This window comes from Streptomyces spiramyceticus, from assembly GCF_028807635.1.
GTDB classification, from domain to species: domain Bacteria; phylum Actinomycetota; class Actinomycetes; order Streptomycetales; family Streptomycetaceae; genus Streptomyces; species Streptomyces spiramyceticus.
In genome coordinates this window covers 174,158-199,510 of the sequence record NZ_JARBAX010000002.1, presented here as the reverse complement: position 1 = coordinate 199,510, position 25,353 = coordinate 174,158, and the positions used below count along the sequence as shown (strand labels likewise).

Annotated in this window: 22 protein-coding genes; 4 read left to right on the top strand and 18 right to left on the bottom strand. The window is 71.3% G+C overall.

Features of this window, described 5'->3' with window-relative positions; all coding sequences use genetic code 11:
• Positions 1-44 precede the first annotated feature (44 nt).
• The 6 genes from argF to PXH83_RS24545 form a co-directional block, all read right to left on the bottom strand.
• Entirely contained in the window at positions 45-1,052 is a 1,008-nt protein-coding gene (argF, locus tag PXH83_RS24570; protein ID WP_274563219.1) for an ornithine carbamoyltransferase, read from the bottom strand.
• Positions 1,053-1,113: 61 nt separating this feature from the next.
• A complete protein-coding gene (locus PXH83_RS24565) occupies positions 1,114-2,346 on the bottom strand; it encodes an arginine deiminase (RefSeq protein ID WP_274563217.1) in 1,233 nt (410 codons plus the stop codon).
• 142 nt (positions 2,347-2,488) lie between these two features.
• Positions 2,489-5,023, bottom strand: coding sequence for a polynucleotide kinase-phosphatase (locus PXH83_RS24560; RefSeq protein WP_274563215.1), 2,535 nt, complete (start codon positions 5,021-5,023; stop codon positions 2,489-2,491).
• Entirely contained in the window at positions 5,020-6,498 is a 1,479-nt protein-coding gene (locus tag PXH83_RS24555) for a 3' terminal RNA ribose 2'-O-methyltransferase Hen1 (RefSeq protein WP_274563212.1), read from the bottom strand. Before PXH83_RS24555 ends, PXH83_RS24560 begins: the two co-directional genes overlap by 4 nt.
• Positions 6,499-6,558: 60 nt before the next feature.
• A complete protein-coding gene (gene mmuM / locus PXH83_RS24550; RefSeq protein WP_274563211.1) occupies positions 6,559-7,455 on the bottom strand; it encodes a homocysteine S-methyltransferase in 897 nt (298 codons plus the stop codon).
• An 8-nt stretch (positions 7,456-7,463) separates the two neighbouring features.
• A complete protein-coding gene (locus tag PXH83_RS24545) occupies positions 7,464-8,387 on the bottom strand; it encodes an LLM class F420-dependent oxidoreductase (RefSeq protein WP_274563210.1) in 924 nt (307 codons plus the stop codon).
• Positions 8,388-8,633: 246 nt separating this feature from the next.
• Between PXH83_RS24545 and PXH83_RS24540 the strand changes: the two genes are divergently transcribed.
• Positions 8,634-8,888, top strand: coding sequence for a hypothetical protein (locus tag PXH83_RS24540; protein ID WP_274563209.1), 255 nt, complete (start codon positions 8,634-8,636; stop codon positions 8,886-8,888).
• 11 nt (positions 8,889-8,899) lie between these two features.
• On the opposite strand, the gene PXH83_RS24535 is transcribed toward PXH83_RS24540, so the two are convergent.
• From PXH83_RS24535 to PXH83_RS24520, 4 genes are all read right to left on the bottom strand, one after another.
• The gene (locus PXH83_RS24535) at positions 8,900-9,427 is read right to left on the bottom strand and encodes a DUF6099 family protein (RefSeq protein ID WP_274563208.1); all 528 of its coding nucleotides are present in this window, start codon (positions 9,425-9,427) and stop codon (positions 8,900-8,902) included.
• A gap of 139 nt (positions 9,428-9,566) precedes the next feature.
• The gene (locus PXH83_RS24530) at positions 9,567-9,923 is read right to left on the bottom strand and encodes a nucleotide pyrophosphohydrolase (RefSeq protein WP_274563206.1); all 357 of its coding nucleotides are present in this window, start codon (positions 9,921-9,923) and stop codon (positions 9,567-9,569) included.
• Positions 9,920-11,080: an AAA family ATPase gene (locus PXH83_RS24525; RefSeq protein WP_274563203.1), complete on the bottom strand. Its 1,161-nt coding sequence runs from the start codon at positions 11,078-11,080 to the stop codon at positions 9,920-9,922. The genes PXH83_RS24530 and PXH83_RS24525 overlap by 4 nt, the downstream gene beginning before the upstream one ends.
• A gap of 55 nt (positions 11,081-11,135) precedes the next feature.
• A complete protein-coding gene (locus tag PXH83_RS24520; RefSeq protein ID WP_274563202.1) occupies positions 11,136-11,522 on the bottom strand; it encodes a cell division protein SepF in 387 nt (128 codons plus the stop codon).
• 216 nt (positions 11,523-11,738) lie between these two features.
• Here PXH83_RS24520 and PXH83_RS24515 point away from each other — a divergent pair, with 216 nt between their 5' ends.
• A complete protein-coding gene (locus tag PXH83_RS24515) occupies positions 11,739-11,969 on the top strand; it encodes a DUF6480 family protein (RefSeq protein ID WP_274563201.1) in 231 nt (76 codons plus the stop codon).
• A 56-nt stretch (positions 11,970-12,025) separates the two neighbouring features.
• Complete coding sequence (locus PXH83_RS24510; RefSeq protein ID WP_274563200.1) at positions 12,026-12,748, top strand: 2OG-Fe dioxygenase family protein; 723 nt, start codon at positions 12,026-12,028, stop codon at positions 12,746-12,748.
• Here the strand turns inward: PXH83_RS24510 and PXH83_RS24505 are convergent.
• Positions 12,735-13,856, bottom strand: a complete 1,122-nt coding sequence (locus PXH83_RS24505) for a carboxylate-amine ligase (RefSeq protein WP_274563199.1) — start codon at positions 13,854-13,856, stop codon at positions 12,735-12,737. The genes PXH83_RS24510 and PXH83_RS24505 overlap by 14 nt on opposite strands.
• Positions 13,857-13,858: 2 nt before the next feature.
• Positions 13,859-14,383, bottom strand: coding sequence for a hypothetical protein (locus PXH83_RS24500; RefSeq protein ID WP_274563198.1), 525 nt, complete (start codon positions 14,381-14,383; stop codon positions 13,859-13,861).
• 133 nt (positions 14,384-14,516) lie between these two features.
• Here PXH83_RS24500 and PXH83_RS24495 point away from each other — a divergent pair, with 133 nt between their 5' ends.
• Entirely contained in the window at positions 14,517-15,245 is a 729-nt protein-coding gene (locus PXH83_RS24495) for a TetR/AcrR family transcriptional regulator (protein ID WP_274563197.1), read from the top strand.
• A 40-nt stretch (positions 15,246-15,285) separates the two neighbouring features.
• On the opposite strand, the gene PXH83_RS24490 is transcribed toward PXH83_RS24495, so the two are convergent.
• From PXH83_RS24490 to PXH83_RS24465, 6 genes are all read right to left on the bottom strand, one after another.
• Positions 15,286-16,560, bottom strand: a complete 1,275-nt coding sequence (locus tag PXH83_RS24490) for an ATP-grasp domain-containing protein (protein WP_274563196.1) — start codon at positions 16,558-16,560, stop codon at positions 15,286-15,288.
• Between the two features lie 39 nt (positions 16,561-16,599).
• Positions 16,600-17,889: an MFS transporter gene (locus PXH83_RS24485; RefSeq protein WP_274563195.1), complete on the bottom strand. Its 1,290-nt coding sequence runs from the start codon at positions 17,887-17,889 to the stop codon at positions 16,600-16,602.
• Entirely contained in the window at positions 17,879-18,622 is a 744-nt protein-coding gene (locus PXH83_RS24480) for a thioesterase II family protein (RefSeq protein WP_274563194.1), read from the bottom strand. The genes PXH83_RS24485 and PXH83_RS24480 overlap by 11 nt, the downstream gene beginning before the upstream one ends.
• On the bottom strand, positions 18,619-21,786 hold the full coding sequence (locus PXH83_RS24475) for a type I polyketide synthase (RefSeq protein WP_274563193.1): 3,168 nt from the start codon (positions 21,784-21,786) through the stop codon (positions 18,619-18,621). Before PXH83_RS24475 ends, PXH83_RS24480 begins: the two co-directional genes overlap by 4 nt.
• The gene (locus PXH83_RS24470; RefSeq protein ID WP_274563192.1) at positions 21,783-24,524 is read right to left on the bottom strand and encodes a non-ribosomal peptide synthetase; all 2,742 of its coding nucleotides are present in this window, start codon (positions 24,522-24,524) and stop codon (positions 21,783-21,785) included. Before PXH83_RS24470 ends, PXH83_RS24475 begins: the two co-directional genes overlap by 4 nt.
• A gap of 209 nt (positions 24,525-24,733) precedes the next feature.
• The gene (locus tag PXH83_RS24465) at positions 24,734-25,306 is read right to left on the bottom strand and encodes an aspartyl/asparaginyl beta-hydroxylase domain-containing protein (RefSeq protein ID WP_214923542.1); all 573 of its coding nucleotides are present in this window, start codon (positions 25,304-25,306) and stop codon (positions 24,734-24,736) included.
• Between the last annotated feature and the right edge of the window lie 47 nt (positions 25,307-25,353).

Below are 25,353 nucleotides of genomic sequence, written 5' to 3'. Positions count from 1 at the left end.
TGTTCGGCGCCCCCTTCGGCGACTACTGGACGGCTGTTCGGCGGCTATTCGGCGCCGGCCATGGTGGCGACCAGTACCGCCTTGATGGTGTGCAGCCGGTTCTCGGCCTCGTCGAAGACGACCGAGTGCGGCGACTCGAACACCTCGTCGGTGACTTCCAGCTCGGTGAGGCCGTACTGCTCGTGGATGTCGCGGCCGACCTTGGTGCCGAGGTCGTGGAACGCGGGCAGACAGTGCAGGAACTTCACGTCCGCGTTCCCGGTGGCGCGCAGTACATCCATGGTCACGGCGTACGGAGTGAGGGCCTCGATGCGCTCGGCCCAGACCTCCTTGGGCTCCCCCATCGACACCCACACATCGGTGGCGACGAAGTCGGCGCCGAGGACACCGTCGGCGACGTCCTCGGTGAGCGTGATGCGGGCGCCGCTGAACTCGGCGGCCTTGCGGGCCTGCGCGACGATCTCCTCGGCCGGCCAGTAGGCCTTGGGCGCCACGATGCGTACGTCCATGCCGAGCAGCGCGCCGGTGACGAGGTAGGAGTTGCCCATGTTGAAGCGGGCGTCACCCAGGTAGGCGAATGCGATCTGCTCCAGGGGCTTGGCGGTGTGCTCGGTCATGGTGAGCACGTCCGCGAGCATCTGGGTGGGGTGCCAGTCGTCGGTGAGCCCGTTGAAGACGGGGACCCCGGCGTACGCCGCCAGCTCCTCGACGGCGGCCTGGCTGTCACCGCGGTACTCGATGCCGTCGAACATCCGGCCCAGCACGCGCGCGGTGTCCTTCACCGACTCCTTGTGCCCGATCTGGGAGCCGGAGGGGTCGAGGTACGTCGTCGACGCACCCTGGTCGGCTGCGGCGACCTCGAACGCGCAGCGAGTGCGGGTGGAGGTCTTCTCGAAGATCAACGCGACATTCCTGCCGCGCAGCCGCGGCACCTCGGCGCCCGCCTTCTTGGCCGCCTTGAGCTCGGCGGCGAGATCGATCAAGCCGCGGAACTCCTCGGCGGTGAAGTCCAGCTCCTTGAGGAGGTGGCGGCCTGCGAGGTCTATCGCCATGGTGGCTGCTCCTGGGTCGCGAATGCGGGGACCGTGGAAGTGTATACGAATGAACGCATCACTATACAGCTTCGCGTTCGACCGGGCAGCTCATGCACCGTGGCCCGCCCCGGCCTCTGCCCAGCTCGCTGCCACGGATCTCGATGACCTCGATGCCCTGCTTGCGCAGGTGCGTGTTGGTCGTGACGTTGCGCTCGTACGCCACCACCACGCCGGGCTCGACCGCCAGCACATTGCAGCCGTCGTCCCACTGCTCTCGCTCCGCTGCATGAACATCCTGCGTGGCGGTCAGTACCCGGATCTCGCGCAGTCCCAGGGCGGCGGCGATGGCACGGTGCATGTGCTCGGGCGGGTGGTCGGACACCTTCAACGCGCGCTCGCCGACGCCCGGTTCGATGGTGTACGAGCGGAGCATCCCGAGCCCGGCGTACTGGGTGAACGTGTCGACGTCGACCATCGTCATCACCGTGTCGAGGTGCATGAACGCCCGCCGCTTGGGCATGTCGAGCGCCACGATGGTCGTCGCGGAACCTGCCGCGAAGAGACCGCGGGCCAGCATCTCCACGGCCTGCGGGGTGGTGCGCTCGCTCATTCCGATCAGCACCGCGCCGTTGCCGATGACCAGGACGTCTCCGCCCTCGATGGTGGAAGGGTAGTCGTGCTGCCCCTCCGACCAGGTGTGGAAGTCGCCCGCCTCGGGGCTCTTGAAGAGCGGATGGTGCTTGTAGATCGCCTCGAAGTGGACGGTCTCGCGCTGCCGCGCCGGCCAGCGCATCGCGTTGATGGACACGCCGTCGTAGATCCAGGCCGATGTGTCGCGGGTGAAGATGTGGTTGGGCAGCGGCTTGACCAGGAAGTCGTCCAGGTCCATGACGTGGAACCGGACGGAGGTCGGCTCGGTGTGCCGGTCCAGGTACTCCCGCTTCGTCATGCCGCCGACCAGTGCCTCGGTCAGATCGGCCAGGGAAAGGCCGTCGAACGCATCCCGCAGGACGCCGGTGGCCAGCGGGCCGTACTCCTTCTCGTCGAAGACCCGGTCGAGGACCATGTTCTTGGCCGCCGGAATCTCCAGCGACTCGCGCAGCAGATCACCGAAGAGGTGCACGTCCACCCCTCGGTCGCGGAGCACATCGGCGAAGCCGTCATGCTCCTGACGGGCGCGGCGCACCCACAAGAGGTCGTCGAAGAGCAGCGCGTCCTTGTTGGTGGGGGTGAGGCGCTTGAGCTCCAGATCCGGTCTGTGGAGGATGACGCGGCGCAGCCGCCCGGTCTCGGAATCGACATGGAATCCCATCCCCCCATCCTGACCGAGCCGGGCCCCACGTGCGTCCCTGTGGGCGCTCCCTGTGCGAAGCGATTCCACTTCGCACAGGGAGAGGCTTCGCACAGGGAGAGGCGCGGTCACAGCGGCGGTCACAGCCGGGGACATCCGCGCGTCACAGCCGGGGGTCGACCGGCTCCGATTCCAGTGCGAGCACCGCGAAGACCGCCTCGTGGATCCGCCACAGCGGCTCCCCTTCGGCCAGCCGGTCCAGCGCTTCGAGCCCCAGCGCGTACTCACGCAGCGCCAGCGACCGCTTGTGGCCGAGGAACCGGTTGCGCAGCTTGGCCAGCTGCTCCGGGCGCGTGTACTCGGGGCCGTAGACGATCCGCAGGTACTCACGGCCGCGCACCTTGATGCCCGGCTGCACGAGCCGGTTCTTCCCGTCCCGTACGAGGGCCTGGAGCGGCTTGACGACCATGCCCTCGCCGCCCCGGCTGGTCATTTCCAGCCACCAGTCGATGCCGGACTGCACCGATTCCGGGTCGCCGGTGTCGACGATCAGCCGACGGGTGGTCTGCAGGAGGGCGGTCGGGTCGTGCTCCACCAGCCGGTCCAGCCAGGCCAGCTGTTCGTCGTGCGGTACGGCGGCCAGCGACCGCCCCTGGACGGCGAGCAGCTGGAACGGTGCGAGCCGTACGCCCTCCAGCCCTTCGGTCGCCCAGCAGTAGCGCCGGTACGCATCGGTGAAGGCGGCCGCGTCGGCAGCACGTTCGCGCTGCGTCGCCAGCAGCCCCTTCACTTCGACGCCACGGGCGGCGGCCGCTTCGAGCGCCGCGACGGCGCCCGGGAAGACGGCGCGGGATGCGGCGCCCACCGCGGCGTACTGGTGGCGCAGGAGACCGGACGCCTTGAGGGACCAGGGCATCAACTCCGCGTCGAGCAGCAGCCAGTCGGTCTGGAGCTCGTCCCAGAGCCCTGCCTCGGTCACGGCGGTACGCAGCCGGTCGAGGATCTGCTCGGTGACCGTCTCTTCGTCGAAGAAAGGGCGGCCGGTGCGGGTGTGGATGACGCCGGTCGGGCCGTCCGCTCCGAACCGCTCGCGCGCCGCGTCCGCGTCCCGGCAGACCAGAGCCACCGCGCGCGAGCCCATGTGCTTCTCCTCGCACACGACCCGCTCGACGCCGTCCGCCTTGTACGTCGCGAAGGCCTCGGCCGGGTGCTCCAAGTAGCCGTCGACGTGCGACGTACCGGTCGGGGACATCGTCGGCGGCAGATAGGCGAGCAGGCGCGGGTCGACCGCGAAGCGGCTCATGACTTCGAGCGCGGCGGCGGCGTTCTCCTCGCGTACGGCGAGCCGTCCCATGTGCCGGGTCTCGACGATCCGGCGCCCGTGCACATCGGCGAGGTCCAGCGGACGGCCGTCGTGTCCGCCCGGCGCCTCGGTGGTGAGCGGCTTGACCGGCTCGTACCAGACCTGCTCGGCAGGTACGTCGACGAGCTCGCGTTCCGGCCAGCGCAGCGCGGTCATTTTGCCGCCGAAGACCGCGCCGGTGTCCAGGCAGATGGTGTTGTTGATCCAAGAGGTGTTGGGCACGGGCGTGTGGCCGTAGACGACGGCCGCGCGGCCGCGGTAGTCCTCGGCCCACGGGTAGCGCACGGGCAGGCCGAACTCGTCGGTCTCGCCGGTCGTGTCGCCGTACAGCGCGTGCGAGCGGACCCGGCCCGAGGTGCGGCCGTGGTACTTCTCGGGCAGACCGGCGTGGCACACGACAAGGCTGCCGCCGTCGAGGACGTAGTGGCTGACGAGGCCGTCGATGAACTCCCGCACCTGCTCCTTGAAGGTGTCGTCCTCCTTCTCCAACTGCTCGATGGTCTCGGCGAGTCCGTGCGTGTGCTGGACGTTTCTGCCCTTGAGGTAACGGCCGAGCTTGTTCTCGTGGTTCCCGGGCACGCAGAGCGCGTTGCCGGTGGCGACCATGCCCATCACCCGGCGCAGCACGCCGGGGCTGTCGGGGCCGCGGTCGACGAGGTCGCCGACGAAGACGGCGGTGCGGCCTCCGGGGTGCGCCCCGTCGACGTAACCGAGCTTGGTGAGCAGGGTCTCCAGCTCGGAGCGGCAGCCGTGGATGTCGCCGATGATGTCGAAGGGACCGGTGAGGTGGGTGAGGTCGTTGAAGCGCCGCTCCAGCACGATCTCGGCCGCCTCGACATCCTCCACGCTGCGCAGGATGTGCACCTTGCGGAAGCCCTCACGCTCCAGGCTCCGCAGCGAACGGCGCAGCTCGCGCCGGTGGCGCTGGATGACGTGGCGGGGCATCCCGGCCCGGTCGGGACGCGCGGCGTTGCGCTCCGCGCAGACCTCTTCCGGCAGGTCGAGGACGATGGCGATCGGCAGTACGTCGTACTTCCTGGCCAGCTGAACGAGCTGCTTGCGGCTCTCGGACTGCACGCTGGTGGCGTCGACGACGGTCAGCCGGCCCGCTTCGAGCCGCTTGCCCGCGATGTAGTGCAGGACGTCGAAGGCGTCGCCGCTCGCGCTCTGGTCGTTCTCGTCGTCGGCGACGAGGCCGCGGCAGAAGTCCGAGGACAGGATCTCGGTCGGCTTGAAGTGCCGGCGCGCAAAAGTGGACTTGCCGGATCCGGTGGCACCGATCAGGACCACGAGGGACAGGTCGGTGACGGGGAGCTTGCGGGTCGTGGTGGTCATGCGGCCTTCACCTCCTTCTCGTTCTGCTTGTCCTGGGCGGTCACTGTGAACACAGCCATCTGGGTGGGCGGCCCGACTTCGGGGTCGTCCGGTCCGACGGGTACGAACTCGACGCCGTACCCGTGCCGTTCGGCCACCTTGCGCGCCCAGTCGCGGAACTCCTCCCGCGTCCATTCGAAGCGGTGGTCGCCGTGCCGCGCGTGCCCGGCGGGCAGGGTGTCCCAGCGCACGTTGTACTCGACGTTCGGCGTGGTCACGAGCACGGTCCGTGGCCGCGCCGAACCGAACACCGCGTACTCCAGAGCGGGCAGTCGCGGCAGGTCGAGGTGCTCGACGACCTCGCTGAGCACGGCCGCGTCGTATCCCTTGAGCCGCTTGTCCGTGTACGTGAGAGAGCCCTGCATCAGCTTGACGCGACCGGCCTGGCGCTCGCCCATCCTGTCGAGCTTCAGCCGCCGCGAGGCGACGGTGAGCGCGCGCATGGACACATCCACGCCCACGATCTCGCTGAACTTCACGTCCTTTAGCAGTGCCTGCACCAACTGGCCCTGCCCGCATCCCAGGTCGAGCACCCTGCTCGCCCCGGCCTCTTGGAGCGCCTGAAGGATCGCGTCGCGCCGCTGGACGGCGAGCGGCACGGGCTTGTCCTCCGTGTCCGTCGTCTCGTCGACGGCGTTGTCGATCTCCTCGACCTCCAGGTCGTCGGCCTCGGCGAGGCGGACCAGTTCGAGGCGCTCCATCGCCTGCCGGGTCAGACCCCAGCGGCGCGACAGGTACCGGCTGGTTATCAGCTTCTGCTCGGGGTGCTCGGCCAGCCAGCCCTCACCTGCCCGCAGCAGCTTGTCGACCTCGTCGGGCGCGACCCAGTAGTGCTTGGCGTCGTCCAGCACCGGCAGCAGCACATAGAGCTGCCGCAGGGCATCGGCGAGCCGCAGCTCCCCTTCCAGTACGAGCTGTACGTAGCGCGAGTCGCCCCACTCCGGGAACTGCTCGTCCAGCGCGACAGGCTGCGCCTCCACCGTGGTCCAGCCCAGCGGCGCGAACAGCTTCGTCACCAGCTCGGCGCCGCCCCGTGCGGGCAGCGCAGGCACCTCGATGCGCAGCGGCAGCGGGGCCTCGGCGCGCTCGGGAAGCGCGTTGCACACGCCGTGCAGAGCGGTCTTGAAGACGGTGCTCAGCGCGACGGCCAGCAGCGACGACGCGGCGTACGGCCGGTCGTTGACGTACTGCGCGAGCGCGGAGTCGGGCGAACCGCCGCGGCCCTTGCCCTTGCCGCGCCGCACCAGCGCCACCGGATCCACCTCCAGCAGCAGCGCGGCCTTGCACCGCTCGACGGATGCCTCGGGGTAGAAGACATGCGCCGTGCCGTGGGAAGTGGAGAACGTCTGCGCTTTGTCGGGGTGCTTGTGCAGCAGGAATCCGAGGTCGGTCGCGGGACGCTCCTGATTGCCGGTAGTACTGATCGTCAGGAACACGCGTCAGAGTATTGCCCGCTTCACCCGCCCTGACCATGGGTTTATCCCCCCTCCTTCATTTCACAGGAGCCGGGTGAGCTCGGCGATCTCCCCCGGCCCGACCCGGCAGCAGCCACCGACCAGCCGGGCCCCGGACGCCCGCCACGCGCCTACCCGCGCCGGGTCGTACGTCCCCCCGCCACGCCATCTCCTCCGCTCCGCGTCCCACTGCTCGCCGCTGTTCGGATAGACGACCACCGGCTTCCCGGTCACCGACGCCGCGAGCTCCACCGCCCGGTCCGCGTCACGCGGCTCGCAGCAGTTGACCCCCACGGCGATCACCTGGTCGTTGCCCTCGGCCACCGCGAAGGCCGCGTCCAGCCGCTGGCCGGCCCGGGTACGCTCGCCGGCGATGCTGTACGAGAGCCAGACGGGCACCCCGCACCCCTCGGCGGCCGCCAGCAGCGCCTCCGCCTCATCGGTGTCGGGCACCGTCTCCAACGCGAGCACATCGGGCCCCGCAGCGACGAGGGCTTCGATCCGCGGCCGGTGGAAGCGCTCCAGCCCCAGCACCGACAGGCCGTACCGCCCGCGGTACTCGCTGCCGTCGGCGAGCATCGCCCCGTAGGGACCGACCGAGGCCGCCACCCACACCTCCCGGTCCCCGGACTCCCCTGCCCCACGGGCCAGTTCGACGCTGCGCGCCAGCAGCCCCGCGGCCTCGCTCCGCCCGACGCCCCGCCGCGCGAAGCCCTCGAACGTCGCCTGATAGCTGGAGGTGATCAACACCTGCGCGCCGGCCCGCACATACGCCGCGTGCGCCGCCGCGATCTGCTCCGGACCGTCGGCGAGCAGCCGCGCCGACCAGAGCTCGTCGGACAGGTCGCAGCCCTGCGCCTCCAGCTGGTTGGACAGACCGCCGTCGAGGACGACGGTGGTGTCGGCGAGGGCGGCGGCGAGAGTACGGACGGGCTGCACGGGTGCTCCTAGCTCAGCTGCGACTGGACCTGCGAAGAGATCAGCTCAAGGTGGTCGAGAGCGTCCAGGTCGAGCATCTGGAGGTAGACACGGGACGCACCGATCTCGCCGTACTGGCCGATCTTGTCGACGACCTCGGCGGGCGAGCCTGCCAGCCCGTTCGCCTTGAGCTCCTCCACGTCACGCCCAATGGCCGCCGCCCGCCGCGCCACCTCCATGTCGTCCTTGCCCACACACACCACCAGCGCGTTGGAGTACACCAGGTCGTCCGGCTTCCGCCCGGCCTTCTCGGCGGCCGCCCTGACCCGCCCGAACTGCCGCTCGCTGTCCTCCAGCGAGGCGAAGGGGATATTGAACTCGTCGGCGTACTGCGCGGCCAGCCTCGGCGTGCGGGTCGCACCGTGCCCGCCGATCAGCACCGGCACCTTGGACTGGGCCGGCTTGGGCAGCGCGGGCGAGTCGGTCAGCTGGTAGTACGTCCCGTCGTAGCTGAACGTCCTGCCCACCTCGGTCGCCCACAGCCCGGTGACGATGGCCAGCTGCTCCTCCAGCCTGCCGAACTTCTCCTTCGGGAACGGAATGCCGTACGCCCGGTGCTCCTCCTCGAACCAGCCTGCGCCCAGGCCCAGTTCGACCCGGCCGCCCGACATCTGGTCGACCTGCGCCACCTGGATCGCCAGCACGCCCGGCAGGCGGAACGTACCTGCCGTCATCAGCGTTCCCAGCCGGATGCGCCTGGTCTCGCGGGCGAGCCCGGCCAGTGTGATCCAGGCGTCGGTCGGTCCGGGCAGACCGTCGCCGGGACCCATGTGCAGATAGTGGTCAGAGCGGTAGAAGGCATCAAATCCGAGGTCCTCGGCGGCCTTGGCGACGCTGAGCAGGGTGTCGTAGCTCGCCCCTTGCTGGGGCTCCGTGAAGATTCGAAGATCCATGCTTCCATCCTGCACCTTCGAACTGTCGTCAACGCCGCCTTCCTCGCCCGTCCCCCTCATGCTCGGTCGGGTGAACTTCCGTCGCCCCGGCGGCCCGCGCACGACCCCGCCAGTGACCGGCGCCCGGGGTGATCGTTGGCTCGGGCGGAGCCGGACCGCCCGGCCCTCGCGCCGGCGGCCGCTGTCGGCGCGTCGCACGCGACACCGCTCTCCCCCGTGGGGAGGGCCAGGGCCGAGGAGGCCGCCATGTCCCAGGAATCCGTGCCAGAACAGGCCGTACCCCAGCAGCAGCCGGGAGCGCCCAAGGGCCTGCTCCAGCAGATGGAGGAACTGATGGCGGCACTGACCGCCGACATCTCGCAGCTCGACGCCGATCTGCAGTCCTCCGGCGACCGCCCGCCGACCGCCGGAGACGACAGCACCGGTGAGAGCACCGGCGGCAGCACCCACGACAACACCGGCTCCGGCTCCGGCAGCCCGGTCAGCGGCCGCTCCTCCTGAAGGGGGCCTCTTCATGACGGCTCCGTCGCCGAGTCGCGAGCAGCGCTGCGCATTCTGTCCTGCTCCCGCACCGTGAGCCGGCGCAACATCCCGCGCACCCGGTCACTCGACTCGTCGGCGGCGTCGATCCCCTCGATGCACTGCCAGTAGAGCCCTTCCTCGTCGGTGGCACACGCGACCCCGACGAGCGCGATTCCCACCTCGCCCAGCAGCCCGCCGAGTCCCGTCAACGCCCCGCGTGTGTCGGACACTTCGGATAATTGCGCGGCCCGCGGCCGGATGTCCGGGGGCTGACCCCCGGTGAAGCCCAGTCCCCCGGCCCGCAGCGCCGGTCCTTCGAACACCCCGCAGCCCCGGCCTCCCACCTCACTGAGCCCGCGCGCCTCGCCTCTCAGCTCCGGCGGTCCGCTCACCGCCAGTTGGCCGCCGATCGCCTGAGCCAGTGCCTGTGCCTGCCACGCCTCCACCAGGATGTCCAGCGCTGCCCGGCTCTGCGCCAGCGCTGCCCGGCTCTGCCCGATGAGCCTTACCGCGTCCATGCGCCGCCCCCGTCCGTACGATGGCCCGCGTCTTTCGCGTACCGTTCTCCTATCCACTACCCAGAGTGAGTGTGTGGGTACCAGAACGCCAGAGCTATGGCGAAATCTGTGGACACCAAGAGGGTTTCGGATAAGTTGCTCACTCCGAAGAGTGACGATCCTTTGTTTCCGGCACCGGAAACCGCAGCTCGTTCCGGTCAATCTTGGCGGCCAGGGCCGCCAGCACATCAATCCCCAGCACCTCACTGAACTGCAGCAAGTACGCCAGAACGTCCGCGACCTCGTCCGTCACCCTGTGCGCGGACGTCGGATCCTCCATCACCCGCGCCGACTCCTCGGGTGTCAACCACTGGAAGATCTCCACCAGTTCGGACGCCTCCACGCTCAGCGCCACCGCCAGGTTCTTCGGCGTGTGGTACGGCTCCCAGCCCCGAGCCGCCGCGAATTCGGCCAGCCTGCGCTGCAGTGCCTTTACTTCGTGTTGTTCGCTCGTCACGGCCCCAGGTCTACCACCGTCACCCCGTCCGCCCCGCGCGCATACGCCCCGTCCGCGACCGTCCCCACCAGCCTGATGTGCCCGTCCGCGCAGATCGCAGAAGCCAGTGCCGCCAGTTCCCGTGCCTGCGTCCCGTCCAGGGACCGGTCGAAGCCGTCCGCGAGGACGGTGAGCGCCTGCATCGCCGAAGGCACCTCCGCGACGGCGTCCATGGCGAGCACTCCGGGCCCGGTCAGCAGCACCAGCGCGAGCGCCAGATACCTCAACTCGCCGTCCCCGAGCCGGCCGAGTGGCGTGGCCCGCAGTGGCCCGCCCCGGCCCAGCAGCGCCCGTACCGTCCCGTCCGCGAGCTCCTCCACCGTCAGCGCCTCCACCGGCCCGACGCACCCGGAGCGCGCCATGGCCGCCAGCCGCGCATGCCGCTTGGCGCACTGGGTGTGCGTACGCCGCAGAACCTCCGCGAGGTTGTCACAGCCGCGCCGCAGCCTGGCGTCGCCCACGGCCACCGGTTCCCGCATCCGCGAGGGCTGCGGATCGCACGCGAACACCGAGCGCAGCGCGACCACCACCTGCTCGGCGGCGGCAAGCACCCTCAGCTGCCCCGCCGTCGTGCCGGCCACGCGCAGGGGCAGCAGCGCGGTCCCGAGCCGGTCGTCGGGCAGCGGCGCCCGCGTCACCGGCACGGTGCCCGCCGTATGCCAGGCCGCCTGAACGGTGCTGCGCCCGGGGTCGACCAGCGCGGTGGTGAGCAGGGTCTGCCCGTCACAGGTCAAACGCTCGCCGACGATGCGCAGTTCCGGTTCGGCCTGTACGGCGAGATCCAGGCGTACGGGGCCCACGGGCCCGTCGACGGTGCAGCCGATCCGGAATCCCCGCCGCCCCTGGCGGTCGGGCCCCGCCCGCTCGGGCACGCATCCCGCCGGGTCCGGGAACACCGCCCCCAGCGCGGCACCACCACCGAGACGGGCCAGCGCCTCGTACACATGGAGGACGCTCGATTTGCCGCTGCCGCTGGCCCCGGCGAAGAGCGTGACCGGGCCGAGCGGAAACACCGCTCCACGGTGCGACTTGTAGGCGGAGAGCCGCAGTTCGGTGACGGTGGGGGCACGGTGTTCTGCGGAGGACCCGGGGGCTGTGGCCCGGGAAAGGACGGTCATGGCCGGACGGTATGCGGCTGCGGCGCTGGCGAACCGTTCCGCCCGGCAGACGTTTCTACGATTGAGGGACGGCGGCGGCCTCGGCCCCCTCGACCTCCATGCCGACCGGCGCCAGGAGGAAGACGTTCCGGTCGACGCGGTGCATCCCGCTGCCGAGGCCGAAGACCACGCCGCTGCTGAAGTCCAGGATCCTTTTGGCCACATCGGTGTCGGCGGCGGTCAGATCCAGAAGCACGGGTATCTGCGCGACGAGGTACTCGGCGACCTCACGCGCGTCCGCGAAGACCTGCACGCGCAGCACGACCATCCGTCGCTGCTCGGCGGCGTACTCCTGCGGCAGCGTCTGGTGATCGACTCTGGAGGGCCACTCGTTCCTGCTGCGCAGTGGCAGTACCTGGGCGAGCCCGTCCCACTGCTCGTCGGTGACGTCGTACCTGCTCACCGGACCACCCGGCCCACGTGGTGTGTCTGCATCCGGCCATTCTCCCGCCCCTCACCCGTTCGGCCCAACAGCGACACGGCTGTGCCGCGCGCCAATTCAGGCGCGGGATATGCGCGGGATGTCCGTCCTGGTACGCCGCGCGGCCGACCCCCGAGTCTCCGCCGGTCAGCGCCGTCGCGCGCTGTTTAGAAACCCGGTGACGGGCACCCTCACGGCATGAACGCCGACAATCCAGACCCCGACCCCCGTAAGACTCCCGGACTGGAACCCGGAGGCTCGGTGCCACCCGGTGAGACCCCGCCCGGCGAGGCGAGCACGGCCTCAGGATCCGGTCCGCGCGTCGAACCACCGCGCGGCTGGGCGAGGGGGCCGCTCATCGCCATTGTGATCATTGCCGTGCTCTGTGCGGCATTCTTCCTGGTCTTCGCACTGAGTCTCGCGCTCTGAATCGGCTCCGGCTTGTTTGGCATGCGCCCGGCAGAGGGCGGCGGCAGCATGGACCCGTGGACAACGACAACGACGCCGTTGTGGCCGCCAAGCATGCCCTGGAGGAGAAGGCGCTCTGTCTGATGCCGCCGTCGGCTCTGATGTCCTGCGTCGGTACGGACGAAGACGCGTGGGCGAGCTTCGCCTCCCACTGGGATGCGCTGACGACGGACCGATACGCGTCGGCGCGCGGCACCTGCCGGCTCCGTCGCTACGGGCAGTTCTCTTTCGCGGCGGATACGGGGGAAACCGCCCTGCTGCCACACATCCCCTTCGTACAGCCGGACAACACCAATCCGCTCTACGTCGATGTGGATCGCCACTTTGATCCCCTGACCGACGCCTTCGCCGCCGATCCCGTGCTGCGCTCCGTACTGGCCGTGCTGGGCGGGATGGCCGCGGCTCTTGATGACGCGGCCATGTGGAATGCGAAAGTCCACCCCTTCCGTGTCGTCGCCTCCGCCGATGCCGACGGGCAGCCGACACCGGAGGGACTGCACCGCGACGGCGTCACGCTCGTCTCGTCGCTTCTGGTCGGCCGGCGCAATGCCTCCGGTGGCGAAAGCTCGGTGTTCGACCTGGAAGGGCGGCAGCTGCTGGCGACGACGCTCCGCGAACCGGGGACTCTGCTCCTGGGTGACGACCGGATCACCCTGCACGGCGTTTCACCGATCCGTCCGGTGGACCCCGCCACTCCCGCGTACCGCGATGTCCTGGTGGTGACGTTCACTCCGGCGTGACGCCCCGCCCGGGTCGGGTGCGGTCGATCAGGTCGTCGACGACTCCGGCGAAGCCCCCGTGCGATTCGGCCGAGGCGCGCTGGCATTGAGCGCCGGTTCCGCGTGTCGCCAGCCGCCGCAGGAATGCTGTGACCTGCTCCGTCTCGCCGTGCATGTCCAGAGCGGGGCGGACGTGGTCGACGAGCCGCCCCGCCTGCACAGTGGCAGGAAGAATCCGGCCGGTCAGTGCGTCGACGCCCGTGCCGGACCAGCCGTCGCGCGCCGCGCGCCAGTAGGCCGCGCGCAGCAGCTCACCGCAGACGCGAGGCCCCGGGTCGCCCCGTTCGACCTGTGCCGCCGCGGTCACGACGAGCGCCCTGATCAGAACCGCGAGGGCCACCGTGTCATCGACGTTCGCCGGCACGTCCATGGAGCGGATCTCCAGCGTCGGCAGACGCGGGTTCGGTCGGACGTCCCAGAACGGAATGCCCGCCTCCAGCAGTGCCTCCGATTCCTCCATCGCGGTGGCGAGCTGCTCGTAGTGCGCCAGCGATTCGGCGTACGGCGGCGGCCCCAGACACGGAAAGCGCCCTCGGACCACCGAGCGCCAGCTCGCGTATCCCGTGTCCTGCCCGCGGTGGAAAGGGGAGTTGGCGCTCATCGCCACGAGGAGCGGCAGCCACGGCCTGAGGTGATTGCCGACCAGTACGGCCGCCTCCCGGTCGGGCAGATTTACGTGTGCGTGGAACGCGCAGATGGCGAAGTCGTCGAGCATCGCGCGGTACTGCTTCACCCCCGCCCGGTAGCGCGGGTGGTCGCCGACGACCGGCGGCCCGTCGCCCCCGATGACCGGCGTACCGGATGCGCACAGGCGCAGGCCTTCCTCCCCGGCCGCCGCCGAGACCGCCGCCCTCACACCGGTCAGCCGCTTACGAAGGTCCTCGGATCCCGAGCACGGCGGTGTCCTGCCCTCGACCTGGTACGCGGTGAACTCGCCGGAGACAAGATCGCCCAGTACCGCAGACGCACGCGCGACCACTGCGCCGGCTGCCGCTTCCACGGCTCGCGTGCCGGGGTGGACGAGAAAGTACTCCTCCTCCACCCCCACCGTCGGTATGCGGCCCTCCACGTCTATGCGCCCCGGAAGGCTGCTTCTGCCTGCTGGAGGCGCAGCTCCTCAAGAACCTGAATCTGGCCCTCCGCACGCTCCAGGAGCAAGTCCAGCACTTCGGGGTCGAGCCGCGGCCCGCCGTCGGTCAGCAGGCGGAGCGCCTTCCAGGCCGCCGCCTTGCCCTCCACGCCCAGCCGCAGCGTCTCCAGCTCCACCATGGTGCTGAGCGGAGAACGACGTACGAGACGGCCATTGCTCTTGAGCCGGGTCACCTTCTCGGTCAGCCAGCCCGCGCAGACCTTGTAGCGGCGGGCCGGGATGCCGAACTCGCTCATGATCTCCAGCAGTGCCGCCCGGTCCTGAGCGATCTCGGCCGCGATGGGCCGCAGCGCGGAGCCGACCGCCGAGCCGGCGTGGGCCTTCGCCATACGACGCGCCAGTTCGAGGCCTGCGACCGATCCCGCCAGGTGGTCGTTGAGGTAGATGCCGAGCAAGGGCGACGGTTCTGTGTAGGTGTTCTGCGATCGGGACGGGGAGCGGACCACAGCCTTCTCCTTGCGTAGTCACACATAGTGCTCCTGGGAGAGGTAACCGGAACAGAAGATGACAAACACCCCTCGTGTTCGCGCTCCCGAGCCTGCGTAGCGTCGCTACAGCGTGCTTGATAGCGTCACTCCCATGAGCACGCGAGCGCGCATCCTGGAAGTGGCGGCCGATCTGGTCGCGCGGTCTCCGGACGGGGACATCTCCACCCGGGCCGTCTGCGAGGCGGCGCAGGTCGGCGCACCGGCGCTCTACCGTCACTTCGGTGACAAGGAGGGTCTGCTGTCGGCCGTCGTCGACCACGGTTTCGACAAGTACCTCGCGACGAAGCGGCAGTACAGTCGCGGCGCGGATCCGATCGAGGATCTGCGCAACGGCTGGGACACTCACGTGGACTTCGCACTGGAGAACCCGAACCTGTACCGCCTGATGAATTCACCTGCGATGCGCACACCGCCGGCCGCGGCGCTGGAGTCTCACCAGATCCTGACCCGCGACCTGGAACGGGCCGCGGCGCAGGGCAAGCTGAGGCTCGCTCCCGAGCTGGCCGCGCAGATGGTCATGTCGGCCAACGTCGGCGTGGCCCTGATGCTCGTCGCCCGCCCTTCCGCCTTCACGGACATGAGCACGTCGACGCGCGTACGGGACGCGGTGCACGCCGCCATCTTCACCCGGGACGTGTCCGCCGGCCGGGGCAGCTCCGGAGGCTCCGGAAAGGACACCGACGCAGCACAAGTGCCGTCCACCGCGGCCCGGTTGAACGCCCTGCTGCGCCGGTCATCGACCTCGCCCCTCAGTGCCGCCGAGACCGGCCTGATGACCGAATGGCTGGACCGGCTGTCCAACAGCCCCAGCGACCGGTGACCGTCGCTGCACGGGTGCGTTCGAGCCGTCGCGACCGGAGTCAGACCGTTCCGGGTTCCGCCGATGCGACGCGGAAGACGAACGACAGGCCGTTGACCGTCGAGCGTGCACGGGCGAGTGCGTCCTCGGCGTTCGGGGCCGACGCGCGGGCGCGGGCGATACGGGCGAACGAACCGTGGCCGGTGAGCTGCTCGCCAGGAGTCAGAAGCACCGTGACGTCGGGGTTCGAGCTCGCCTCGTCCCCGTCCGCCAGGCCCATGAACGTGCCGGAAGCCTCGGGAGCCGTGTACCAGATGGCCTCGCAGCGCGGGGCGCGGTCGGACTCCAGGATGGCGCGGATGTCCGGGAGGACCTTGTCGCCGAACGCCTGCCGGGTCTGGAAGTCGATCATGTCGACGCCGACCGCGTCCTTGGTCAGGTTGAAGATCTCGTCGCCGCCCACGCGCAGGTGGGTCTCGATGATGCGCGGGCCGTCCGCCGTGAGCACGATCTCGGTGTGCGTCGGCCCGAACTCCACGCCCAGGGCGTCGAGGACGCGCCCCACGTGGTCGCCGATCGCTTCCTGGGTGGCCGGCTCCAGCGGCGCCGGCAGGACGTGGCCCAGCTCCACCATGTTCTTGGGGTCCGAGTACTTGCGCGTGATGGCGACCACCACATGCTCGGCCGCCTCCGAGAACGCCTCCACGCTGTACTGCGGGCCGCTGTGGTACTGCTCCGCCAGGACCCCGAGCCTGGCGATGCCCGGGAAGTCGCCGGTCGCCGTACGGTAGGCCGCCGCGGCCTCCTCCGGGGAGTGGACGAGGGTGACGCCGAAGCTCGCCGTGCCGGCTGTCGGCTTCACGATGAAGGGGTATCCGGCGCTCTCGCCGAACGCCAGCAGGTCCGCCTCGCCGTACGCGCGGCCCGCGGCCGTGTCCTCCACCCCCGCCTCACGCAGCCGCTCACGCATCGCGTGCTTGTCCTGCACCAGGCGCACCGTTTCGGGGCTGTGGGTGGCGACACCGAGCGCCGCGCCCACGGCGGCGGCACGGTCCTGGTCGTGCTCCCAGAAGGTGGTGATCCGGGTGACCGGCTCAAGCTCATGGACGGTGCGCGCCAGCGCGACGACCTCGTCCATCGGGGCGTCCTGGCGCACGGCGAGGACCCGCAGATAGTTACCCGACTCGGTGATCCGGGACAGGTGTTCGGGACGGCAGATCACCGAGATACGAGCCGACTCGTCCAGGGCCCGCAGACGTGCGGCGAAGTCGAGGCGGGGGCCGATCGCGAACAGCAGGAAATGGTCCGGCGTGGAGGCCGGGTTGAGGTCAGCCATGGCAAGAGCCCTTCAGGAAGGTCAGGAAGTCAAGGGGAGTCAGGAAGGTGAGGAGACGGTCGTGGGGACCACGGGTGCCGGCGGCGCTGCCCGCTCGCCAGAAGCGCGGGCGGCTATGGAGAAAGCGGCCGTCGCGGCCACGAAGAGCAGGGCGACGACCAGCCAGCCGGCCGTGCCCGCGGGCAGGACGAAGGCCGTCATCAGGAAGGGGCCCACGATCAGCTGCGCACTCATGCCCATGCTGAACAGGGACAAGTACTGCGGCCGCGACCGAGGGTGGGCCATCTCGTAGGACAGCTCCCAGGCCGCCACCGCATGCAGGTTCTCGCCGACGGTGAGCGCCACCACCGCGAGGACCACGGCCACCAGGGCGACGACGACGCCCTGTCCGTCCGCCGCCGCGAAGAGCACGCAGGACAGGACCAGCGGCAGACAGGCCAGCCGCAGCAGCCGCAGCGCCTTGGCGACGCCCTGCGCGAAGCGGGCGACGTACACCTGGAGGACCACCGTCAGCACGGTGTTGACGGCGAGGACGACGGAACTCGCGCCCCCGGGCAGTCCGGCCTGCTGGGTCATCCACAGCGGCACCAGGATGAACAGGATCGAATCGTTGAGCAGGAGTACGGAGTTGGCCAGCGCGGCCGTCACGAAGCGGCGGTCCCGATAGGGAGACGGACCGCCGGTCCCGGCCGCCGCCGTCGTCCCCTTCCCGGGTGACGGGCTGGGGTTCTTCCGGGGTGACGGGTGCAGGCCCGCCGACCGGCCGGCCCCCGCGATCAGCAGAGCCACCGCCACGAACGCGGCCCCGTTGAAGGCGAAGAGCGCGACGAACGCCGCCTTGGAGCCGGCCGCCTGGATGACGGCCGCGAGCAGAAAGCCCGCGGTCATTCCGACGTTGCTCACCGCTCGCAGCGAAGCCATGGTCCTGGTCCGCTGGTCCTCCTGCTCCAGCTCGCCCACGATGACCTGGAGCAGCGGCATCGCCGCCCGCGTGGCAGCCGTGATCAGGCAGGTGACGGCGAAGTAGCCGACGTACTCCTCGACGAACGCGTACGAGACGAAGCCCGCCGCCCGCACCAGCGTCAGCCCCACATAGACGGGCAGCGCGCCGATCCGCCCCGCCAGCGCCCCGAAAGGCGCCGGGCTGAGCAGCCCCAGCACATTGGCGGCGGTGAGCGCGCCGCCGACCGCGACCGCCGGGATGCCGACGATGCCTACGAAGTAGAGCGTGGCGGCGGCGAGGAACATGCCCACCGCGATGGCGTCCACGGCCGCGCCGCATGCGACGACGCGGCCGTTCCGCGATGCCGGGAGGAGGCTAGCGAACACTCTGCGGCACCCCCGCCGAGAAGGCCGCTTCGATCAGCCGGAAGGGCGGGTTCGACGTGAGGTAGAAGTGGTCTCCCGGCATGGTGTGGTGCGTGAACCGTCCCTCGGTCACCTCTGCCCACGCCGCCGCGTGCTGGGTTCCCACCTGCGGGTCCGCGTCGCCCGCGATGGCGGTGACGTCGCAGGTCAGCGCGCCGAGCCGGTGGACGTAGGCGTCGAACATCCTGAAGTCGCCGCAGACGTACGGGAGTACCAGTTCGCGGAAGTCCGGGTCGGCCAGCAGTTCGGCATCGGTTCCGCCCAGTGACACCAGGGCGTCCGCGATGGCGTCGTCGTCCATGCCGGCCGCCTCGGGGCCCTCGGGGTGCGCCAGGTGCGGGGCGCGGGCGCCTGAGGCGAAGAGGTGGGCGACCGGGTGGCCCTCGGCCTGGAGCAGCCTGGCCGTCTCGAAGGCGACCACCGCGCCCATGCTGTGGCCGAGGAAGGCCACGGGCCGGTCGAGCAGCGGTCGTACCGCCTCCGCGATGTCCGCGGCCAGCGGCAGCAGACTGGTCGGCAACGGCTCGTCGAGCCGGGACGCCCGCCCCGGGTAGCAGACCGCGTGGACCTCGTACTCCGGGAGCCCCTCCGCCCAGCTGTGGAAGAAGGGGGCCGAACCGCCCGCGTGCGGAAAGCACACGAGCCGGTACGCCGCCTCGGAGCGCGGGGTGGCGCATCTCAGCCAGTTCGTCATCGCAGGTCTCCCGCCGCGAGAAGGGTTTCCACGACCGCCGTCTGCTGAGCCAGCGTCGAGCCGGTCATGAGGTCGCGGACCGGGACGCGGACACCGAGGTCCTCGCCGATCCGGCGGGCGAGCCTCACGACCAGCAGCGAGTCCCCGCCGAGGTCGAAGAAGTCGGAGTCGGGCGACAGCCCGGTGCTGCCCAGCAGGTCCGTCCACAGGGCCGCGACCGATTCGGCCGGAGTCTTCTCCGCCGCCGGTACGGGCTCCTGCTCTGCCGGGACCGCGACGGGCGCCGCAATCAGGGCCGTACGGACGGCCGCCGCCGGTGCCAGCAGGCGCGGCCCCGCGAAGGCGTACCCGGGCAGGTGCGCCGGGCGGCCGGGACCGGTCAGGTCGGCCGGGTCCACGGGCAGGCCCATGGCCCACAGCTCCGCCAGAGCCAGCAGCGTCTCCTCGCCAGGGCGTTCGGAGCGCCCGGGGCTGAGCGCCACCGCGGTCAGCCCCGCGGCCTCGGCCATCCCGCTCAGGGCCTTGCCGGGTCCGGCTTCGACGGCCACGGCCCCCGGGAACGCCTCCGCGATCGCGGCCAGACCGGTCGCGAACCGCACCGCGCTGCGGGCCTGTTCGGCGAAGGAACCGGCCTCGACGGCGCTCCCGGCCGCAACGAGCGTCCCGGTGGCGTTGGCCAGGTACGGCAGTGCGGGGCGGCCGAGGGTGATCCCCGCCGCAGCCTCCCGCAGCCGGACCACGGCCGGGTCGAGCATCCCGGTGTGGAAGGCGTGGCTGGTACGCAGCCGGCGTGTGGTCTCGCGGTCGCCGATCCATGCCTGGAAGGCGTCCACGGCTTCCACGGGCCCGGCCAGCACAGCGCTCTCGGTGGTGTTGACCGCGGCCAGCTCCAGCCGGTGTCCGCTCGTCGCCGAGAACCGCTCCGCCAGCTCCAGGGCCCGCTCCTCGCCCACGGCGAGGGAGACCATCGCACCCGGCGGGCAGGCCTGCATGGCCCCGCCGCGTACGGTCACCAGATCGGCGGCGTCCGCGAGCCCGAGTACGCCGGACAGTGCGGCGGCGGTGATCTCGCCGAGGCTGTGCCCGGCGAGCGCGACGGGGCGAAGCCCGAGGCCGGTGAGCGCCGTGGCCACCGCGAACTCGACGCAGAACAGCGCGGGCTGCGCCAGTTCCGTACGGGCCAGCTCACCGGCCGGGAACTCCGGGTCGAACAGGGCGGTGCGCAACTGTGCCGCCAGGGCGGGCCCGAAGTGCCCGAGGCACTCCTCCAGCGCGGCATCGAACCCGGGCAGCGCCTGCTGGAACGGCCGGGCCATGCCGGGACGCTGGCTGCCCTGACCGGGCAGCAGGAGGACGACGGGCGCGGAGGTGGCGGCCGCCTTGTACACGGATCCGGCCCTGGACGCGGTCGCGGTCCCCGCCTCGTTCCCCCTCACCGACGCGGCGAGAGTGCGCAGCCGGTCGGCCAGCTCTTGGTGGGTGCGGCCCGCGACGGCGGTGCGGTGGGGCAGCCGGGCACGGCCGGTCGCCAGGGTGTGGGCGATGTCGGCGAGCGCCACTGAATGGAGCTCAGGGAGACGGTCCGCGAGCCGGTGCGCCGCGCGCGCGAGGGCGTCGGGGTCGGCGGCCGAGAGCATCAACACCTGGTCGGTCGGGGGGCGTTCCAGTGGCCGCTCGTCGGTCATGGCTCCCTCACCGGACGCGGGCCGTACCTGCTCGTGCCCGACGGTCGCGGGACGGTCAGCTGGGTTGCGCTCGCCTGTCGTGGGCCGCAACCGCGCCTGCTCGACAACGACGTGGGCGTTCGTACCGCCGATACCGAAGGAGCTGACGCCCGCCCGGCGCGGTCCCGGTCCGCCGTCCCAGTCCAGGCGCCCGGTGGGCACGTACAGCGGCGAACCATCCGTCTCCAGCAGCGGGTTGAGGCTGCGGAACCCGGCCACGGGTGGCACTTCGCCCTCCCGGACCACCAGCAGGGTCTTGATGAGCGAGACCAGACCCGAGGCCGCGTCGAGGTGGCCGATGTTGGCCTTGACGGCGCCGACGGCGATCCCGCCCGGGCGGGCGCCGAGTTCGCGCAGGACGGACGAGGCGGCCGACCACTCGATCGGGTCGCCGACGCGGGTACCGGTGGCATGCGCTTCCAGGTAGCCGAGGGAGTCGGCCTCGATGTCCGCGGCCGCGAGGGCGGCGCGGATAACCGCCTCCTGGCCGGTGGCGGAGGGCGCCTGGTAGCCGGCCTTCGCGGAGCCGTCGTTGTTGACGGCCGTCCCGATGATCACCCCGTACGGGTCGCAGCCGTCGGCGGCGGCGTCCTCGTAGGGGCGCAGGACCACGGCCACGACCCCGGATCCGGCAAGCGCGCCGTCGGCTTCCGCGTCGAAGGGCCGGCACTCGCCGGACGCGGAGAGGATGCCGCCCGGCAGGTGGACGTGTCCGGCCTGGGGGAAGTCGACTGCCGCGGCGACGACCACGGCCTGTTCGCACTCCCCGTTCAACAGGGCCTGTACGGCGAGGTGCACCGCGACCAGTGAGGAGGAGCAGGCGGTCAGCACGCTGAGAGCAGGGCCGGTCAAGCCGAGCCGGTAGGCGATCCGGGTCGCCATGTAGTCGGGCTCGTTGGCCCGCAGGGCCTCCTCGACGCCCGCCGCGTCCAGGGTGTTCGACGTGAGCATGGCGCGCAGGTACGCGCTGCTGCTGGCGGAGGCGTAGACGCCGGTGACCCGTGGCTCGGCGGTGGGGTCGCAGCCCGCGTCCTCCAGCGCGGTCCAGGCGGCCTCCAGCATCAACCGGTGCTGCGGGTCCATGAGTTCGGCCTCGCGCCGGCTGATGCCGAACAGCTCGTGGTCGAACCGGTCGGCGTCGTCGAGCAGCCCTCGTACGGGCACGTAGTCGGGGTCGTCCAGTACGTTCGCGGACTCGCCGGCGTCCAGGAGTGTGCGGCGGTCGAGGCGGGTGGTGAGGATCTCGCCGCGGAGCAGTGCCTGCCACCAGGAGGGGATGTCGGCGGCTCCGGGGAAGCGTCCGGCCATACCGGTGACGGCGATGTCCAGGGAGCGGTCGCGCTCCGCTTCGTCGGAGTATCGCTCGTGCGCGGTTTCCTGGGAGTACCGCTCGTGCGCGGTCTCAGCGGTCTCATCGGTACGCCGTGGGAAGCCGGTCATCGGGCCGCTCCCTGCTGTACGCGGCGCTGGCGGGCGCGGGCGACGCGTTCGCGGCGGGCCCGCTCGGCCCGGTCGTTCGCCGGTGCTGCCGTGCCGGGGCCCGCTGCGGCGCCGGCCCGGACGAGCTCGGCCTGCGCGTTCACCGTGGAGCAGCGGAACAGGTCGACGACGGACGGCCGTACGCCGGTATGGCGTCCCAGGGCGTCCTGGAGGCGGATGATCAGCAGCGAGTGCCCGCCGAGATCGAAGAAGTTGACGTCACCCGGCACGGAGGAGACCTGCAGGACTTCCGCCCACGCGGCCGAGACCTGGCCGAGGGGGTCACCGCTCGACGGCGCGGGCATCGCCGGCGCCACCGACTGCGCCTCCTGCTCGACCAGCGCGGCCAGCGCGGCACGGTCGGCCTTGCCGTTGACCGTGACCGGGAAGGCGTCCAGTGCATGCAGCGTGGACGGGACCGCAGCCTCGGGCAGCGTCCGCACCAGCCTCTCCCGTACGGCGGGCAGCTCGTCCGGTGCGGCGGTGACCACGAATGCAGTGAGCCGGGTGCCGGCGGAGTCCGGTACGACCACGGCCTCGCGGATACCGGGGCAGGCGCGCAACGCGGATTCCACGGCGCCGAGTTCGACGCGATGGCCGCGGATCTTCACCTGGTTGTCGCGGCGCCCGAGGAACTCAAGGGTGCCGGCGCCGGACCAGCGCACCAGGTCGCCGGTGCGGTACATCCGAGCGTCCTCTCCAGCGAAGGGGTCGGCGGTGAACACCCGTGACGTGGCGTCGGGGCGGCCGAAGTAGCCCCGGGAGACGCCGGCGCCGCCGATGTGGAGCTCGCCGGTGATGCCGGGCGGCACCAGGCGGCCGGCCTCGTCCAGGACGTAGAGCCGCGTGCCCGGTACGGGGCCGCCGATGTCGACCGGTCCGGCCGTGTCGAAGCGCCGGTAGCTGGCCCAGACGGTGGCCTCGGTCGGCCCGTACTCGTTGACGAGCACGGCTGCGCTGCCGAGCGCCTCGGCGTGCCGGCGCAGCAGGGCCTCCGGGAGCGCCTCGCCGGCTGTGATCACCGTGGTCAGGGAGGCGAGCCGGGACAGGCCGAGCCGCTCGCCCGCGGCGAGCAGCGTGTCGTACAGGGACGGGACGCACAACAGGTGTGTGACCGCGTGCCGTTCGACGAGTTTCAGCAGGGCGTCCGGGTCGCGGAACTCGTCCGGCCCGGCGACGACCAGGCGGCCACCGGCGGTGAGAGTGCCCCAGAGCCCGGCGACCGAGGAGTCGAATGCGAGCGGGGAGAGCAGCAGGAAGACCGGCTCGCCGGGGTAGACCTCCCGGCGGGCCCGGGTGGAGGCGGCCAGCTGGGCGTGCTCGACCACCACGCCCTTGGGGGTGCCGGTGCTGCCGGAGGTGTAGATGAGGTAGGCGGCGTCGCCCGGGCCGATCGGGGTGCTGCGCTGCCCGGGCTCGCCGGCGTCAGGCGCCACCGCGCGGCCGCCCGCGGCGGGCACGACGGCGGCGTCCCGCAGGCCGGTTAGGGCACCGGGCAGGAACTTCCCGTCCCGCCGTACCGCAGGCTCGTCGATGTTGGCCTCGTCCCGCGAGCCCGCCGCCGACAGGGCCTCGCTCTCCCCCCGCACCGCGGACTCGTCCGCCGTCACGACGCCCACACCGAGCGGGGCGACCGGCTGCCCGAGCGCGCCGGTCACCACGACGGCGGAGACCCGGGCGTCGGTGAGCACCGCGGCGATCCGCTCGTCGGGGTTGGCCGGGTCGACGGGTACGTAGGCGGCTCCGGTGCGGACGGCGCCGAGCACCGCCGCGACCATGGCCGTGGAGCGGTCGGCGAGGATGCCGACGCGGTCGCCGGGTCCGACACCGGCCGAGGCCAGCCGGGCGGCGATCCGCCCGGCCCACGCGTCGAGTTCGCCCCGTGTGACCTGCTCGTCCCCGCAGACAAGTGCGATGCGGCCGGGGTCGGCGGCGGCGAGCGCGGCGACCTGTGCGTGCACCGGCTCGCGGCCGTCCTCCGGCAGCGGGTCGCCGGTCCCGAGGCCCAGCAATGCCTGCTGCTCGGCCTCGTCCAGCAGCGGCAGAGCGCCGGCGGTCACGGGCTCTTCGCCCGTCAACGTACGCAGGACGGTGCGCAGTTGACCGAGGAGTGCCGAGACGCTGTCCTCGGTGTACCGGTCGGCGTTGTACAGCGCCACGAGGTGGGCGACGCCCTCGGCGGGGTCGCCGTCGCACAGCGCGATGCCGATCTCGCGGGCGCCGGACAGCGTGGTGGGGGCCGCACCGTGCCGGAACTCCACCGCATGGTCCGGGATCTGCGCGTCCGTACCGTCGGTCCAGAGCGAGAGGGACCGCTCCAGCGCGAGGTCCGTACCGGCCAGCAGCTCGGCGCGGGTCAGGTCGTCCCGTACCGCGAGCACGACAGGTACCCGCAGCGCCCCCGCCACCGCACGGTCCGTACCCGTACGCCGCGTCAGGGTCACGGCCAGCGCGGCGAGGCCGACGGTCAGTGGGGTGACCGCGTGCTCGCGGGCCGTGCGTCCGACCGCCGCCCGCAGAGCGGGGTCGAGAGGCAGGCGCACCACTGCGGTCCGTCCGGCGGGGACGGGACGGGCGCCTCCGACGCCCAGCGGGCGGTCGGTGGTGGCAGCGCGGACCTCGTCGGCCCACTGCTGGAACGCCTCGCTCCTGTCCTCGGCCCGGGGATGGTCGAGGGGGGCGGCGGACGGCGATGACATCGGAACTCCTTCGGTGGCGGTCGGGACGCGGTGCTGCGGGGAGGGGGTGTCCGGCGGATCAGGCTGGATCAGGGAGCGGCGCCATGCGGCTTCGTATCCAAGGCGGAGGAGGGAGTCGATGCGGAGCATCGGCGACCGACGACAACGCCGGAGACGGAGTCGCAGGGCGTCGCGAGCCCAGCCTGATCCGCCGGACACCCCCCATCCCCTCAGTCGGTGAGGGTCATGGTGAGGTGGATGCGGTCCGTGCCACCGGCGTTGTAGGCGGAGTGGTGGCGGAGGGTGTTGAGGATGTGGACCCGGCCGTCGGTGGGCACGTGGTAGGTGTGGCCGCTGCGGAAGAGCAGGCGGCTGTCCTCGTTGGTCTGGATCGCCACGTGCGCGACACGGGAGTGGTCGGTGTGCATGTGGTAGATCTCGCCCGGGTGCAGGGTGACGAGACGCATGCGGCCGGGGCGGAACGGCAGTTGCTTGTAGAGCTCGTAGAAGTAGGTGTCCTTGAGCGCCTCGTTGAAGAACGCGAACTCGTTCTCCTCGAAGTTCTTCTCGCCGGTCTCCTGGTTGAACTGGCCGTTGCCGGCGTCGCGCCACTGGTCCTCGGCACCGGCGCGGTGGGTCAGGCCGAGGCGGCGCAGGCGGTCCTCCGGCTTGCCGGACGCCGCGGCGGGGACGCGCTCGATGTACTGGTGGTACGCCTCGACGATCTTGTCGTGGTCGAGCTGGAGCCCGGCGACGATCTCGACCAGCTCGGTGTCGATCGTGCTGAGGGTGGGCGTGGCCATGGTGATCTCCGTTCTCTCCGGGCGGTCGCCCGGACGGTGTGCGTGAT

Coding starts and splice junctions, on each gene's coding strand:
- PXH83_RS24525 (WP_274563203.1), bottom strand. CDS start 11,080: ATGACCGTCCTTTCCCGGGCCACAGCCCCCGGGTCCTCCGCAGAACAC.
- PXH83_RS24540 (WP_274563209.1), top strand. CDS start 8,634: ATGTCCCAGGAATCCGTGCCAGAACAGGCCGTACCCCAGCAGCAGCCG.
- PXH83_RS24565 (WP_274563217.1), bottom strand. CDS start 2,346: ATGGGATTCCATGTCGATTCCGAGACCGGGCGGCTGCGCCGCGTCATC.
- argF (WP_274563219.1), bottom strand. CDS start 1,052: ATGGCGATAGACCTCGCAGGCCGCCACCTCCTCAAGGAGCTGGACTTC.
- PXH83_RS24560 (WP_274563215.1), bottom strand. CDS start 5,023: ATGACCACCACGACCCGCAAGCTCCCCGTCACCGACCTGTCCCTCGTG.
- PXH83_RS24465 (WP_214923542.1), bottom strand. CDS start 25,306: ATGGCCACGCCCACCCTCAGCACGATCGACACCGAGCTGGTCGAGATC.
- PXH83_RS24545 (WP_274563210.1), bottom strand. CDS start 8,387: ATGGATCTTCGAATCTTCACGGAGCCCCAGCAAGGGGCGAGCTACGAC.
- PXH83_RS24490 (WP_274563196.1), bottom strand. CDS start 16,560: ATGGCTGACCTCAACCCGGCCTCCACGCCGGACCATTTCCTGCTGTTC.
- PXH83_RS24495 (WP_274563197.1), top strand. CDS start 14,517: ATGAGCACGCGAGCGCGCATCCTGGAAGTGGCGGCCGATCTGGTCGCG.
- PXH83_RS24475 (WP_274563193.1), bottom strand. CDS start 21,786: ATGACCGGCTTCCCACGGCGTACCGATGAGACCGCTGAGACCGCGCAC.
- PXH83_RS24515 (WP_274563201.1), top strand. CDS start 11,739: ATGAACGCCGACAATCCAGACCCCGACCCCCGTAAGACTCCCGGACTG.
- PXH83_RS24470 (WP_274563192.1), bottom strand. CDS start 24,524: ATGTCATCGCCGTCCGCCGCCCCCCTCGACCATCCCCGGGCCGAGGAC.
- PXH83_RS24535 (WP_274563208.1), bottom strand. CDS start 9,427: ATGGACGCGGTAAGGCTCATCGGGCAGAGCCGGGCAGCGCTGGCGCAG.
- PXH83_RS24480 (WP_274563194.1), bottom strand. CDS start 18,622: ATGACGAACTGGCTGAGATGCGCCACCCCGCGCTCCGAGGCGGCGTAC.